A 14699-nucleotide genomic window follows, 5' to 3' on the forward strand; every position below is an offset into this window, starting at 1 on the left:
TCGGCCCGCGTCTAGTCGCTCAGTTGTGGGTGTGCGTCTCCTGGGCAGCGTCCTTCGCTCGGTCGAACTGGAAGGTCGAGTGCTCGATCGCTACCTTGAAATGCTCGGCCAGGCACTCCTGGAGTGCTGTGAGTATTCGCGGCGCGTGTCCGTCGTAGAAGCACTCGTCGGCGAGCACCACATGTGCCGTGAGCACGGGCAGGTTCGAGTCGATTCTCGTCACGTGCAGATCGTGAACCTCGCGGACGTGCTCGATTCCTTCGATATGTGCTTTGACCTTGTCGAGGTCGAGCTCCTTGGGAGCGACCTCGAGCAGAATCGATCCCGTTTCGCGGAGGATCGAAAATGCCCGGGGAACGATCAGGGCGGCGATGAACAGCGCTGCCACGGCATCGGCCCGGCCCCAGTCGAAGAGCCAGATCGAGACGGCGGCAAGAATGACGGCGACCGATCCGAGAGCATCGGCGATGACTTCGAGGAATGCAGCTTTGAGGTTGAGGGAGTCCTCTTTCGCTGAGCTGAGGATGATGATCGAGACGATGTTGCCAGCGAGCCCGATCGCGCCGAAGACCATGAGTTCGGGCCCGGGGACCTCTGGTGGGAGGAAGAAGCGGCGGATGCCCTCGATCAGGCTGTATCCACCGAGGCCCAACAGCAGTGTGGCCTGAGCACCGGCGGCCAGGACCTCTGCGCGACGGAACCCCCACGTCTTCTGACCTTTCGGCGGCGTGCGAACCAACGTGGCGGCGAACAGGGCTATGCCGATCCCGATGAGGTCGACGGCGTTGTGGCCGGTATCGATGAGGAGCGCCAAGCTGCCCGTCATGATCGAGCCGATGACCTGGAAGACGAAGATCGCCAGGACGATGCCGAACACGACGGCCAGCCGTCGACGCGACCCGGAAGTGTGTGAGTGATCGTGTGCCATGGAAACCTCCCTACACCATCACATTAACATATGCGCATGTCTTTATGCATTGGTGAGAATCCTCAATAGAAGAAGTGCAGGTGCCCGCTTCCGCGCTGGCCACCTGCACTTCAACAACTCAGGACTATGAGTCATTCACTGCCCACGACGGGGAGTCATTCACTGCTCAGAACTCAAAGCCATTCACAGTTCGGAATCGCTCAAGAATCCTCACGCCGCTTCCGAACGCGACGCGACCAGCGCAACATTCGCCAAGCGTGCGACTCACTTCTTGTCCGGCCCGCTGCCCTTCGGGCCGCCGTCCTTCGGACCGCCGTCCTTCGGACCGCCGCCGTTCGGACCCTGGTCACGGGGACCCTTGCCATGGGTTCCGCCCGAACCATCGGACCCGCCGTCGCGCTCATCGCGGCGCCGTTTCGCCTCGGCGATGTAGGACTGGACATCGATGCCGGTGGCTTTCTTCACCTCGTCGCCGATGTGCGTGAGGTCAAGGTCGCCGTGCTCGTCGAGGTAGTCCTTCGGATCGAAGCCGCTGCGAGCCCATGCACTGGGATCAGTCCAATCGACGGGCCCCGGACCTTGACGCTTCGAGCGCTCCTCGCGATCGCCGGAGACTTGCCCTTCGACGATCTGTCCGTCATCCGCGGAGTCCTTGCTTGACCCTGCATCCGACGGTCCGGAATCGTCCCGGTCCTGACTGCGCGAGAACGTTGATCCGCCCTGATTCTTCGCCTTGGTGACAAGATCGCCGAGGTCGATTCCAGTCGTGCCCCGCACGACTTCGAGGACCTGTGCAAGATTGTTCGACACCGAGTTCGCGAGCTTCGACTCCCCATCGGTGGATACGATCGAGAGATCCTTGATGTTCGCGTACGGGGCCACGAGCTCTCCGGCGATGTTCGGCAGAACCTCGAGGACCTTCGACAGCACTGCGGCGTCGTTGAATTTCTTGTACGCCTCAGCCTGAGCCTGGAGCGCCTCGGCCTCAGCAGCACCGCGTGCCCTGATCGCGTCGGCCTCAGCCTCACCTTCAAGCCGGATCGCCTCAGCGTCCTTCGATCGACGGTGCAGCTCAGCTGCGGCTTCAGCTCGACCTTGAGCTTCGATCTCATAGGCACGAGCGTCCGATTCAGCCTGCTGGCGGTAGCGCTCAGCATCGGCAGGTCGCCTGACCTCGGCATCGAGCTGTTCGGCACGCAGTTCCGCAGCTTCCTTCGCCACGACCCGATCGCGTTCGAGCAGCTTCTGCTTCTCTGCCGCGGCGGACAGCGGACCGGCGTTGTCGGCCGAGGCCTGACGCTGATCAGCTTCTTCCTTCAGCGCCGCCCGACGCAGGGCGAGCTGCTGCTGCTGTTCGGCGATGGCCTGGTCGGTCAGCGCCTGCTGCTTCTGGGTCTCTTCGTTCTGCAACGCCTCTTCGACGGCCGATGCACGACTGGCATTCGCCTCGGCGATGGCGGCGTTCTTCGCCACTTCAGCCGCCTGCGGACGACCCCAGTCACGCAGATAGCTGCCTTCGTCCTCGACGGCGGAGATCTGGAAGGTGTCGATGACCAGACCTTGGTTGTTCATCGAGTGCGCGGACTCCTCCTGCACCTGAGCGGCGAAGGAGGCGCGATCCTGGATGATCTGCTCGACGGTGAGCGTGCCGACGACGGCACGCAGGGTGCCAGAGAGAATCTCAGTGCTGTAGGGCTCGATCTGGTCCTGCTGATCGAGGAAGCGCTGGGCGGCCTTGCGGACATCGTCCTCGGTGCCGCCGACCTTGACCTGAGCGACTCCGTGCAGTCGCAGTGCGATGCCGTTCATCGAGATTCCGTCGATCGCGACGGCGATCTGGCGCGATGACAGCGACAGGAAGAACGCCTTCTGAACGATCGGGTAGACGACCGCGCGACCGCCGATGACGATGCGCCCGCTACCGCCGGCACCCGAGGCATTCCGCCCGGTGATGATCAGAGCCTCCGACGGGGAGGCAATTTTGTAGGACCGCAGAATCACGATGAGTGCGATCAGAACGACTATGACAATGACACCGATACCGCCGGCGCCTAGAAGCAGGTCCATCAGTGGGCCTTCCAACACTCGAGGATGTGCGTGCAGGGCGGTCGCTGAGGACCGGGCCCATTGCCATCATCCTATGCGAGGCCCCTGACATTGCCCAGGGAAGTCACTTGCCCCAGTCGCCGGGAGGGCCCAGGAACAGGAGCCCGCTGAAGATGATGATGACGACGACGATTCCGACGGCGATCGCCAGCCATGGCTTGCGGATTGCCCACGAGGTGAGCCGTTCGAACCAGTTCCTGGGTGTCCGGCCATCGGCGCCGAGCCCCCAGCCACCCTCGAGCAGACCGGCTTTCGCGACCGAGACCTCGAAGGGAATCGTGGCATAGGGAATGATCGCTGAGGCAAGACCGGTGGCAATCCGACGCTTGCTCCACATCTGCGAGGTTCCGACGCCGATGACGGCAATGACGAAGCAGATGAAGACGAAGCCGTGGATTCCACCGCCGATGCGCACACCGATCTCAGTCGTCTTGGTGACGTACTTGAGGATCATTCCGATGATGAGCAGAGACCAGGTCACGGTCTCGGCGATGGCAAAGAATCTGAAGAAGCGCTTGGGGGTCACGGGAGACTATTGTGCCTGACCAAGATGAGCGGGTGCTGAAGAGCAATGAATGAACACGCGGGCCGGCGAACTTGTCCAGTCACCGGCCCGCGTGGCATCGGGGCCTGCGGTCCGTGCGTCGATCGAATCTCAGCGATCAGGTCTCACTGATCAACGATCCGGCCGACGCCCGGCCTCAGGTTCTCTCTGCGGCTGCTCAGCGCTTGCGGCGAGCACCCATCGTCATCACGACGCCGAGCAGGATGAGTGCTCCGGCCGAGATCACGAGCGGCAGCGCTTCACTGCCGGTACGCGGCAGGTCTCCCCCACCGCCTGCTCCCGGGCCCTCGTCGGCTGCAACGACCTCGAAGGTTCCCTGCAGCGAATCTCCGCCATCGCAGTCGACCGCGACGTCGTACTTTCCGATATAGGTTTCAGCAGCCGACTCATCGAGACCGCGGACGCCGAATTTCGCGACCATATCGGCAGCGACATCCGCGCTCTGCTCGAAGCTCTCGATCTCACCGTTACGCGGCTCGACCGTCATCGTCGCGGTGGTGTCGGCGGTGCAGCCGGCGGCCGCAACCTGAACGCCCTTCTTCCCCACGAAGTCAGCCGCCTCGATCGTCTTCGGATCGATGGTCAGACTCCGATCCGTCGGATCATCCGTCGGGCCGTCCGTCGGAGGATCGGTCGGCGGTGTTGTGGGAGGCTCCGTCGGCGCCGGCGGATCGGTCGGCGCAGCGCTCAAGTCGTAGGCCAAGGTGTGGACCGAATAGGCGATGGCCGGGGCGAAGATATCGATCGAGTCCTTGTTGACGTTCTCGATCGTGTCCGTGGCCTGGTGGTAGTTCGTGTCGTGTTTGTCGCCCGCAGTGCCGCCGAACCACTCGGCTTCCTGCTCCGTCTTCGTTCCGTCAGCACCGGAGAACAGGCCGCTGGCCGGAATTCCGTTGTCGATGAAGGCCTGGTAGTCCGAACGGCCCGAGAAGTCGGTTCCGACGTTCTTCTGATCGTTGTCGGCGAAGTAGTCGGTGAAGATCTTCTCGAGCTCTGCCGATCCTTCGGGCACATTGACGCCGTCCGGAATCGGAACGTCCGAGCCGTCGGAGTCCAGGGTGCCGACGATGTAGTTGTCGGAGCCGATCATGTCGAAGTTCATGTAGGACTTGACCTTCGCAAGCTCGGGCTTGCTGAGGCTCTCGACGTAATGCGTCGATCCGACGAGGCCTTCCTCCTCCGCAGCCCACCAGCCGAAGCGGATGGCATTGTCCGGATCCGTCGGCTGCTTCGCGAGCGCCTCGGCGCTGGCCAGGAGGGCTGCAGTACCGGAACCGTTGTCGTTGACGCCCGGACCTTCGTCCACACCGTCGAGGTGCGCGCCGAGCATCTGCACGTTGTCATGGTCGCCGGCCTTGGTCTCGGCGATGACGTTCCACGTGGTCTCGGTCGTGTATTCGGTCTCGAGGGTGAAGTCCGCAAGCGGAGCCTCGTCCGCACCGGCTTCCTGCACCGCGGTCAGCAGATCGTTGCCCACGTTGTAACTGGCACCGACGGTCGGTGCGCCGTTCTTGATGCGCTCGCCGAGGGTGGCGTTGAGGTCCTCATCGGGGGCCGAGGTGTCGTTGTTGTAGAGGATGACCGCGGCGGCACCTGCGTCGGTGGCGGCCTGCGTCTTCTCTCCGAAGGCGCACGTGCCGCGGGCGACGAGGACGAGTGCACCCTTGGCACTGTCGTCGAAGTCGCTGGACGCACAGCCGAGCTGTCCGCTGGCAAGGTCGCTGTAGTCATCGTCGACAGGCAGGACGACCGGCAGATCCGTCAGAGGCTCAGTGGTTCCTTCGGTGAAGCTGGCAGGGATGACCTTGAGCGCCTGACCGTCGACACTGACCTCGACGGTGGGGAATTTCTGAGACTCATGCTCGAGGTCCTGGCGTTTCACGTTGTAGGCGCCGGTGGCCTCGAGAGTCTTCTCGACGTACTCGACGGCCTCTTTGTAGCCGGGCGTCCCGAGTGCGCGGAACCCTTCATCGGCGTGAGCGGTCGAGATGTCCGAGATCTTCTGCAGATGATTCATCACAGCGTCGCCGGTGACGCCCATATCCGTATGTTCGGTGGGCCCCGCGGTCCCGGTGGCCAGCGCGGGGGTCATCCCGCCCAGTACCAGCCCGGCCGTGGCGGTGACCGCGAACCATGCTTTGATGCCTAACTTCATGGAGTTCCTTTCGCTCCTTGTATGTGCCAGACGAACCAGAATGCTCTCCACTGCAACCTTCTTCGGGCGCTCGAAGAGCATGGGCGCGACGGCAGGCACCAGGGCTGCACCGACGTTGGCATCAGCACTGGTTCAGACAACTGCGCTCAAGGGGAAGCTTGATTCCGACGTTTCGCATTGACTTCGCGATAGGTCACGAAATACATATTTCTATAACGAAACGGTGACACAACTCACATTGGTCTTTAATCTAACTCACCAGTAACGTCTTTGATGTAACGAATTGATAACAACCAACACTTCGTCGATTGCGCAAGTGTTGAATTCAGGATGGTGTCTCGATTAGAATCTGACCAGTGATGAACAAAGAAGCAACGGTCCCGGACAGCCTCCACACCCCTGACCGCAAGACCATCAGACGCTGGCAGCGCTACCTTGCGAACGAACGCCTCGAAGAGCGCGTCTACCGCGATCTGGCAGAACGTCGGACCGGCGAGGACCGCGAAATCCTCCTCGCCCTAGCCACCGCCGAGTCCCGACACCAGGAACACTGGATCAACCTCCTCGGCGACCAGGCTCAGAAGAAGCGCACCCCTGACCTGATCACCCTGTGCCTGGCGTTCTTCGGTCGCATGTTCGGCTCCGTCTTCGTCCTCGCACTGGCACAGCAGTCCGAGACGAGCTCCCCCTACGATGACGAGGAAGCCGCCTCGGCGGAGATGGCCGCGGATGAGCGGATCCACGCCGAGGTGGTCCGCGCTCTCGCTGCCCGTTCCCGAGCCCGCCTGTCTGGCAACTTCCGTGCAGCGGTCTTCGGCGCCAATGACGGGCTCGTATCCAACCTCGCCCTCGTCCTCGGCGTCGGCGCGGCCGGCGTGAGCAACCACGTCATCCTGCTCACCGGTGTGTCCGGGCTGCTCGCCGGGGCCCTGTCGATGGGGGCCGGCGAGTACATCTCGGTCCGCTCGCAACGCGAGCTGCTCGACGCCTCGACACCCGACCCCGAGTCCCGGCACGCCATCGCCGACCTCAACATCGATGCGAACGAACTCGCCCTCGTCTTCCGTGCCCGCGGCATGGACGCCGGGGAGGCCGATGCCCGCGCACACAAGTCAATCGCTGCAGCCAAGAGTCAGACGGCCCCGCAGCTGCCCGGGCCGGAGGCCGTCGTCGACCGCGATGAGCTGGGCACCGGCCTCGGCGCCGCCGTGTCGAGCTTCTGCTTCTTCTCCTCGGGCGCCGTCATCCCGATCCTGCCCTACCTCTTCGGCATGTCCGGGCTCCCGGCTGTGGCTCTGTCCGCCGGACTCGTCGGCATTGCGCTTCTCTTCACCGGCGGCACTGTGGGCCTGCTCTCGGGTACCGCACCGGGACCCCGGGCACTGCGCCAGCTCGCAGTGGGCTTCGGCGCGGCGGCCGTGACCTACGGCCTCGGCTTGCTCTTCGGTGTCAGCGGCGGCTGACGCTTCGCCTCGATCCCTGTGGAGAGTCGGCGGCGAGCGCTGTGGACCCTCGGCGTCAGACGCTGGCTCGGTCCTGCACCGAAGGCCACGGAATCTAGACTGAGGGCATGAACGAAATCCTCGTCCTCATCGACCCGTCCTCCCCCGCACTCGAACGGGCCGACCTCGCCGCAGCTCAGCTTCCGGTCACGGACTTGTCCGCCCACCGCGGCGACGGCATCTTCGAGACCGTTCTGGTGCAGGTCGAGACCCCGGATGAGGTGACCGTGGTGTCACGTGGTCGCCACTTCGAACGGTTCCGGGCATCCGCCTCGGCGCTGGAGCTTCCGGATCCCGATCCGGACCTGTGGAACCGAGCCCTCGACACCGTGATCGCCGAGGTCGTCGCCGCCGATCCGTCGATCACCGAGTTCGGTGTCCGCTACGCATGCTCACGCGGCGGGCAGAAGCCGGGCGGCGGGCAAGCTCCGCGCGGGTGGGCATTCCCCGTGCCGGTAGACGATTCGATCCAGCGCGTCCGCGCCCAGGGCATCAGCGCTGTCAGCCTCGATCGCGGCTACGACGCGTACTTGGGAAGCAAAGCACCCTGGCTGCTCATCGGCGCCAAGACCCTGTCCTATGCGGTCAATCAGGCCGCAGGCAGATACGCGGTCGAGCGCGGGGCCGACGAAGCGCTGTTCGTCTCCCATGACGGGGTCGTACTCGAAGGCCCGACCTCGAACATCGTCATCCGCCGAGGCGACCATCTGCTGACCCCGGATCCCGCGGCCGGTCTGCTGTCGGGCACGACCCAGCGGCTGATCTTCGATCATGCGGCCGGACTCGGACTCACGGCCGAGTACGCAGATCTCAGCATCGCCGATGTGCTGAGCGCCGACGGTGCCTGGTACGTGTCCTCGATGCGCACGGCCGCCGCACTCAGGGAGCTGGACGGGAATCCGATCGCCGTTGACGATGATCTGACTACGAAGCTCCAGACTCTGATCAAGGCCGGCTGACTGTTCCGGGGCGATTCGACGGCACGACGACGGCCAGGATGAGTCCGAAGATGCAGGCGCTGCATCCTGCGATCCACAGGCCCCAGAAGAGGGGAGCGAATGAGGGGAAGAGCCCGAGGAAGAAGCACACTGCGCCCACGATGAACAGTGCTGTGACCACCACGAGTTTCCATTTCCTGAGCATTCGCGCTTCTCCCACGCCTCGTTCTCTGCGATTGTCCTTCAAAGGTATCGGCAGTGGGGCTCGCGCACATCCCTCAAAAGTATGAAATCGTGTCCGCGCAATGGTGGAGGGCAGGGGCCCGCCGATGGCGGAGAGCATGGAACCTGCATCAACGTCAGTCTCCTGCGATAGTGTGGTTCCGTGCGGATTCGCGCCCCAGCGACATTCGCGCGATCCAGCATCGTCAGTTCAACAGCGTCTAACGAAAGGACACGAGCATGGGAAAGCTCGCTTGGCAGGTTATCGGCGTCGGAGCGCCCATCGTGGCGGCATTCGCAGCTCGCAAGGTGCTGACATTCGCATGGGAGAAGTCGACCAAACGCCCCGCACCGAACAACCCCGTCGATGACGAAATCTCGATGTCCGAGGCTCTCGCCTGGACCATCGTCTCCGGTGTCGGAGTCGCAGTGGCACAGCTCGTCGTCCAGCGCGTTGCCGCCAGCACCGTTCGCAACAGCTTCGGCGACCAGGCTCTGCCCAAGAAGTTCCGTAAGCAGATCGAAGAAGGCGTCGACTGACCAGTCGCGCTTCGGCTGATCGGCAATACTCTGATCGGCCGCGCCCGGCCGCACGATTGATGACTCACACCTGCTGATCTCTCAGCATTGATCGCACAGCAGTGATCGGACAGCAGTGATCGCTCAGCAGTAGAGTCGGTCGAACATCCCGGCCAGGTCGAGCGCATCGATCTGGCCGGGCGCCGACGACTGCCCCAGCTGCGCAAACGATGCACAGCTGCCGAAGTCTCCGCCCATGACCCGACTGGTCCGGCCTGCCTCTCCCATCGAGATCCCCAGCACGGGACGATCGAAGGACGCATCCGCCTCAGCCGTGGTCCGAAGCAGGTCCGCGACATCGCCGGAGGACTGCGGCATCATGGCGACCTTGAGGACATCAGCGCCGGCCGCCGACATGGTCTCGAACGTCGCGCGCAGCGTCTCCGGCGCGTCCGTGCTCGAGAAGTTGTGGTGCGATGCGACGACCGGAATTCTCCGCTCGTGCGCTGCTGCAATGAGGTCACGCGCCGCATGACGGTCGATCTCGACGTCGAGAGCAATCGGCATATCCGCCCTCTGGCCTTCAGCCTGAGGACCGACCTGGCCTTCAGCCTGACGGCCGACCTGAGTTTCAGCTTGAGTACCGACCTGAGTTTCGGCCACCGCATTCGACTGCGCATCGATCTCGGCTTCGATCCGAGTACTGTTCGAGCCGCCCTCTGTAACGTCGGAGAACTGCGCGATCAGGTGCAGGAGAACTTGAGCATAGAGATCTTCACTCATGTCGACGACACCACCCTCGAACCCGGTTCGCAGCGTGACGAGGACGGGGAGTCCTGCCGAGGCGGCCGGAGCCAGCGCCACGACCGCCTCGGCGAGCATCTGTGCCGTTGCCTGGACTGTGCGATCATCATCGGCCAGGGCCAGCGCACCGGCGGCTTCGGCAATCAGCAGATCGATGCGCCATTCGATGACATCGACGATCCCCGTGGCCGCGATCGTCCGGCAGCGCTCCGCAAACCCTCCCGAGCCGGTGACCTGAACAGGGACGATGATGGCAGGGCGGCGAGGATTGAGCACCGCGGGCGTCGCGGACCCGCCTGCGGCATCATTGAGGAACGGCAGCTGCTTCATAGCTCAAGCGTAGGCGTTCGAGCCCGGCGGCCAGAACAGCGAAGAGGAAGATCCCAGTGGAGAAGACCGAGCACCTGACCATGACCGCACGCGACGGATTTCGCCTCGCAATCCAGGTCAGCGGACCGCCCGAGGCTCCTCCTCTCCTTCTCCTGCATGGTCAGGCGAATTCGCACGAATGGTGGGACGGACTCCGCTCGGAGTTCGAACCGCAGTTCAGGACCGTCACCTTCGACTACCGCGGAACCGGAGGCAGTCGCGGGAAGCTCGATGAGTTCGGTGAGCTGTCGACGGCGAGCTTTGCGGCGGATGCTGCCGAGGTGCTTGACCATCTCACCATCTCGCACGCCTTCGTCTACGGAACGTCGATGGGTGGTCGCGTCGCACAGATGCTGGCACTCGACTTCCCTGACCGTGTCAGCGCCCTCGTTCTCGCGTGCACGACGCCCGGCGGACCGAACTCCGTCAAACGACCGCGTGAAGTGGGGCAGTCCTTGGCGCGTCTGCGCGGTCGTGAACACACCGAGTATCTCTCCGCGCTGTTCTACACGCCGGAGTGGGCCGTAGCCCCGAAGTACAGCAAGCTGCTCGGCGATGACACGATGAGCTCCCAGGAGTCAGCGGCTCATCTGCGCATCAGCGCCAATCACAATGCGTGGGACCGCCTACCGGAGATCACTGCGCCCACGCTCATCATCCACGGGGACGATGATCAGATGAATCCCGTCGAGAACGCGCATCTGCTGCATGAACGGATCCCAGACTCCCGCATCCTCATCTTTCCCGGCGGCCGCCATGGCTTCTTCGAGGAGTTCGCCGAGGTGATCACACCGGAGATCGTCAGCTTCCTGACCGAGTCCGGCGCTTCCTGACCGAGTCCGGCGGCTGAAACCGCCCCTGCAGCTGTTCCTCAGAAAATCCCTGGCATCGCCAGATCGACTTACTGCATCAATGACACGCGAAATGTAACAAAAAGGATAACGTCATGCCTATATGCCTCAACCATCATTTATAACAATCAAGTAACGTATCTTTATGCATCGCTCCAGGTCAGAGCGCATGCGAACATAACGGCCCCTTGCCATTTCGACAAAATTCCTGCTGAAAAGCCTGAACAAATCTATAATAGGAATTGAGATATCCGTGTGCGACGAGGCGAGCGAACGATCGGACCTATCCGAATCGCCTCTGTCGAAACACAAAACGGGGGTGAAGCCTCTCGTTCTTGCGGAGTGTCAAAGATGCAAGGAGGAACCACGTGAGCGTCGTCAAGGCATCACACGTTTACAAGGTCTTCGGCAAGCGCCAGAACGAAGTCGTCAAACGACTCGAAGAGGGCGCGGACCGTAACGATCTGACCAAGCTCGGCATGGCCGCTGTCATCGATGCGAGCTTCGAGGTCGAAGCCGGCGAGATCTTCGTCGTCATGGGACTGTCCGGGTCAGGAAAGTCGACACTGATTCGCACACTCAACGGACTCTGGTCCACCACCTCGGGCTCAGTCGAGGTCCTCGGCACCGATCTGGCCAAGGCGGATGCGTCCACTGTCCGCAAGGTCCGCAGCAAACACGTTTCAATGGTGTTCCAGCACTTCGCGCTGCTGCCGCACCGGACTGTCCGCGAGAACGCCGCATACTCCTTGGAAATCCAGGGGATGTCTAAGGCCAAACGACTGGCGAAGGCCGACGAATGGCTCAAGACAGTCGGGCTTGATGGCTGGGGAGACAAATACCCGCAGCAGCTCTCGGGCGGCATGCAGCAGCGCGTCGGCCTGGCTCGCGCACTCGCGGCAGAGACCGACATCCTGCTCATGGACGAAGCGTTCTCCGCTCTCGATCCACTGATCAGGCGTGAGATGCAGGAACAGCTGGTCGAACTCCAATCACGGTTGAACAAGACCATCATCTTCATCACCCACGACCTCAACGAGGCGATGTTCCTCGGCGATCGGATCGCCGTCATGCGTGACGGCCGCATCGTCCAGATCGGCACCGCAGAAGAGATCCTCACAGAACCTGCCGACGACTACATCGCAGAGTTCGTTCAGGACGTCGACCGCACACGTGTCCTCACCGCCTCGTCGATCATGCGACAGACGAAGGCATTCATCAACGTCGACTCGGGCCCGCGCCTGGCAATGAAGACCCTTGAGGAGAATAACTCCTCCGGGCTCCTCGTCCTCGACGACGACCGCACGGTCCTCGGACTCGTCAGCGACCGGACCGTCGTCACAGCAGCACGCGAGGGGCACAGGACCCTGCGTGACATCGTCGAGAAGACGGATCTCTACTCGGTCAGCCCGGAGACTCCGATCTCCGAACTCTTCGCGCCCAGCTCCACCGCCAAGGTGCCGCTGACCGTCGTCGACGAGAACAATCGACTGCTCGGGATCGTTCCGCGCGTGGCACTTCTCAATTCGATGGCCGATCCGGGACCGGCAACGGGAGAGATACCCGCCGTCAAGGAGGAACTCGAGCCGTTGGTCGTCTCGCCGACCGCTGGTGAGAACGACTCCCAAGACGGAGCGGCCTTCGCCAACGAATACGACTTGCCCAGTGAGTCCGTGTCCAGCAATGAGTCCGTGTCCAGCGCTGATGCCGTCGAAGCCGGCGATGACGCAGAAAGGAGGGGTCTGTAATGGACTTCATGAATCCGCGACTTCCGCTCGGAACCTGGGTCAGCGACTTCCTCGACTGGTTCACCGCCACATTCCAGTGGCTGCTGGACTTCATCACCCTCATCCTTGGCGGACTCTACGATATTCTCAACCTCGCCTTCTCCACCCCCATCTACCTCGTGATGATCGTCATCCTTGCAGTCGTGGCCTACTTCGCCGCCGGGTGGAAGGTCGCACTCTTCACCCTCATCGGCTTCTACGTTGTTCGGGCCCTCGATCAATGGGCCAACACGATGTCGACCCTGGCCCTGGTCATCGTCGCGGTCATCGTCGCGCTCATCATCGCCATCCCGCTCGGCATTCTCGCCGCGAAGATCAGCTGGGTCTCAGCCGTGGTCAAGCCGATCCTCGACTTCATGCAGTCGATGCCCGCCCTGGCCTACCTGGTGCCGGCGATCCTGATGTTCGGCATCGGGCAGACTCCAGGCGCAATCGCTACGATCATCTTCGCCCTGCCACCTGGCGTCCGCCTCACTGAGCTCGCGATCCGCCAGGTCAATTCCGAGGTCGTCGAAGCGGGCCAGGCATTCGGTGCAACGTCCGGACACATCCTGACCAAGATCCAGATCCCGCTGGCAATGACGACGATCATGGCTGGCATCAACCAGGTCATCATGCTGGCGCTGTCGATGGTCGTCCTCGCTGGCATGGTCGGCGCCGGCGGCCTAGGCGGCGCCGTCGTGGGCGGCATCAGCTCCCTGGATGTGCCGCTTGCTGTCGAAGCCGGACTGTCGGTGGTCGTCGTGGCGATCTTCCTCGACCGCGTCACGGCAGCGCTTGGACAGAGAACTCCGATCGAGCGGGCACGCAAGGCCGCAGCAGCCTCTTCCTGATCCACACAATTCGAGACACAAAGGAGAATCCCATGAAAAACACAAAACTGGCCAAGCTGGGCAGCGTCCTCGCTGCTACGGCCCTCGTGCTCAGCGCGTGCGGTGCTTCCAACTCCGGCGGAGAACCTGCGGGCGGTAGCGGCGGTGACGAAACCAATGCCGGCGGCAAGGACTGGGCGAAGTGCAAGCCGGGCGAGGGCTCGAAGGACGTCGCAGGCACCACTGATGACGAGAAGACCGTCACTCTTGGCATCTTCAGCGGCTGGGACGAGTCCTACGCCACGATCTACCTGCTCAAGAACGTCCTCGAGTCGGATGGCTACACGGTCAAGACCGAGGAACTCGACGCCGGACCGATGTTCACCGGTGTTGCCAAAGGCGATATCGACTTCTTCACCGACGGCTGGCTGCCGCTGACTCACGAGAGCTACATCAAACAGTTCGGTGACAAGCTCGTCGACCACGGCTGCTGGTATGACAATGCCAAGCTGACCATTGCCGTCAACGATGATTCGCCGGCCAAGACCATCGGCGACCTCAAGGACATGGGCGACAAATACGACAACACCCTCTACGGCATCGAAGCCGGAGCCGGCCTGACGAAGACCACGAAGGAAAAGGCGATTCCGGAATACGGTCTCGAGGACCTCGATTTCAAGATCTCGTCAACGCCTGCCATGCTGGCGCAGCTGAAGAAGTCGACAGAAGCCAAGCAGAACGTGGCCGTGACCCTGTGGCGTCCGCACTGGGCCTACGACGCTTTCCCGATTCGCGATCTGGAAGATCCGAAGAACGCGATGGGTGATGCCGAGAGGATCTTCAGTTTCTCCGGCAAGGACTCTGCGAAGGCTCACCCGTACGTCTCGCAGCTGCTGCAGAACCTAGTTCTCGATGACAAGCACCTCGCCAGCCTCGAGAACCTCATGTTCGCCGAGGATAACTACAACGGCAAGGACCACGAAAAGGCCGTTGCCGAATGGCTGAAGGATAACTCGGACTTCGTCGATCAGTGGAAGAAGGGCGAACTCGCTAAGAAGTAGTCCAATCTGAGGAAGAGATCCGGCAGTTCGCCTGAATCGATTTCCTGGTGAAAGCGACATCGTGTGGTCCGGTCGAATCC

Annotated in this window: 13 protein-coding genes; 7 read left to right on the forward strand and 6 right to left on the reverse strand. The window is 62.6% G+C overall.

Annotated features, from left to right (window positions below; translation table 11 throughout):
- Positions 1-19: 19 nt before the first annotated feature.
- The 4 genes from MPN20_RS09840 to MPN20_RS09855 all read right to left on the reverse strand — a co-directional run bounded on the left by MPN20_RS09840 (position 20) and on the right by MPN20_RS09855 (position 5754).
- The gene (locus tag MPN20_RS09840; protein ID WP_242781606.1) at positions 20-928 is read right to left on the reverse strand and encodes a cation diffusion facilitator family transporter; all 909 of its coding nucleotides are present in this window, start codon (positions 926-928) and stop codon (positions 20-22) included.
- Positions 929-1192: 264 nt separating this feature from the next.
- Positions 1193-2995 (reverse strand): SPFH domain-containing protein, encoded by a 1803-nt coding sequence (locus tag MPN20_RS09845; RefSeq protein WP_242781608.1) that lies wholly within the window; start codon positions 2993-2995, stop codon positions 1193-1195.
- A 103-nt stretch (positions 2996-3098) separates the two neighbouring features.
- Positions 3099-3560, reverse strand: coding sequence for a DUF3817 domain-containing protein (locus MPN20_RS09850; protein WP_242781609.1), 462 nt, complete (start codon positions 3558-3560; stop codon positions 3099-3101).
- A 196-nt stretch (positions 3561-3756) separates the two neighbouring features.
- A complete protein-coding gene (locus MPN20_RS09855) occupies positions 3757-5754 on the reverse strand; it encodes a M28 family peptidase (protein WP_242781610.1) in 1998 nt (665 codons plus the stop codon).
- Between the two features lie 359 nt (positions 5755-6113).
- Between MPN20_RS09855 and MPN20_RS09860 the strand changes: the two genes are divergently transcribed.
- Both MPN20_RS09860 and MPN20_RS09865 read left to right on the forward strand, forming a co-directional pair.
- The gene (locus MPN20_RS09860; RefSeq protein WP_242781625.1) at positions 6114-7217 is read left to right on the forward strand and encodes a VIT1/CCC1 transporter family protein; all 1104 of its coding nucleotides are present in this window, start codon (positions 6114-6116) and stop codon (positions 7215-7217) included.
- A gap of 107 nt (positions 7218-7324) precedes the next feature.
- The gene (locus tag MPN20_RS09865; protein WP_242781611.1) at positions 7325-8215 is read left to right on the forward strand and encodes an aminotransferase class IV; all 891 of its coding nucleotides are present in this window, start codon (positions 7325-7327) and stop codon (positions 8213-8215) included.
- Here MPN20_RS09865 and MPN20_RS09870 read toward each other — a convergent pair.
- Positions 8202-8399, reverse strand: coding sequence for a hypothetical protein (locus tag MPN20_RS09870; protein WP_242781612.1), 198 nt, complete (start codon positions 8397-8399; stop codon positions 8202-8204). The genes MPN20_RS09865 and MPN20_RS09870 overlap by 14 nt on opposite strands.
- 257 nt (positions 8400-8656) lie before the next feature.
- On the opposite strand from MPN20_RS09870, the gene MPN20_RS09875 reads away from it, so the two are divergent.
- Positions 8657-8956 carry a DUF4235 domain-containing protein gene (locus tag MPN20_RS09875; protein ID WP_242781613.1) on the forward strand — a complete coding sequence of 100 codons (300 nt, stop codon included), beginning with the start codon at positions 8657-8659 and terminating at the stop codon, positions 8954-8956.
- Between the two features lie 123 nt (positions 8957-9079).
- On the opposite strand, the gene MPN20_RS09880 is transcribed toward MPN20_RS09875, so the two are convergent.
- Positions 9080-10069, reverse strand: coding sequence for a type I 3-dehydroquinate dehydratase (locus MPN20_RS09880; protein ID WP_242781615.1), 990 nt, complete (start codon positions 10067-10069; stop codon positions 9080-9082).
- Between the two features lie 56 nt (positions 10070-10125).
- On the opposite strand from MPN20_RS09880, the gene MPN20_RS09885 reads away from it, so the two are divergent.
- The 4 genes from MPN20_RS09885 to MPN20_RS09900 all read left to right on the forward strand — a co-directional run bounded on the left by MPN20_RS09885 (position 10126) and on the right by MPN20_RS09900 (position 14619).
- Positions 10126-10941, forward strand: coding sequence for an alpha/beta hydrolase (locus tag MPN20_RS09885; RefSeq protein ID WP_242781617.1), 816 nt, complete (start codon positions 10126-10128; stop codon positions 10939-10941).
- Between the two features lie 386 nt (positions 10942-11327).
- On the forward strand, positions 11328-12707 hold the full coding sequence (locus MPN20_RS09890) for a glycine betaine/L-proline ABC transporter ATP-binding protein (protein WP_242781619.1): 1380 nt from the start codon (positions 11328-11330) through the stop codon (positions 12705-12707).
- Positions 12707-13579, forward strand: a complete 873-nt coding sequence (locus MPN20_RS09895; RefSeq protein ID WP_347566818.1) for an ABC transporter permease subunit — start codon at positions 12707-12709, stop codon at positions 13577-13579. Before MPN20_RS09890 ends, MPN20_RS09895 begins: the two co-directional genes overlap by 1 nt.
- 32 nt (positions 13580-13611) lie before the next feature.
- A complete protein-coding gene (locus tag MPN20_RS09900) occupies positions 13612-14619 on the forward strand; it encodes a glycine betaine ABC transporter substrate-binding protein (protein WP_242781621.1) in 1008 nt (335 codons plus the stop codon).
- The last annotated feature ends 80 nt before the right edge of the window (positions 14620-14699 follow it).

Source organism: Brevibacterium sp. ZH18, from assembly GCF_022748595.1.
In the GTDB taxonomy this organism is placed as follows: Bacteria; Actinomycetota; Actinomycetes; order Actinomycetales; family Brevibacteriaceae; genus Brevibacterium.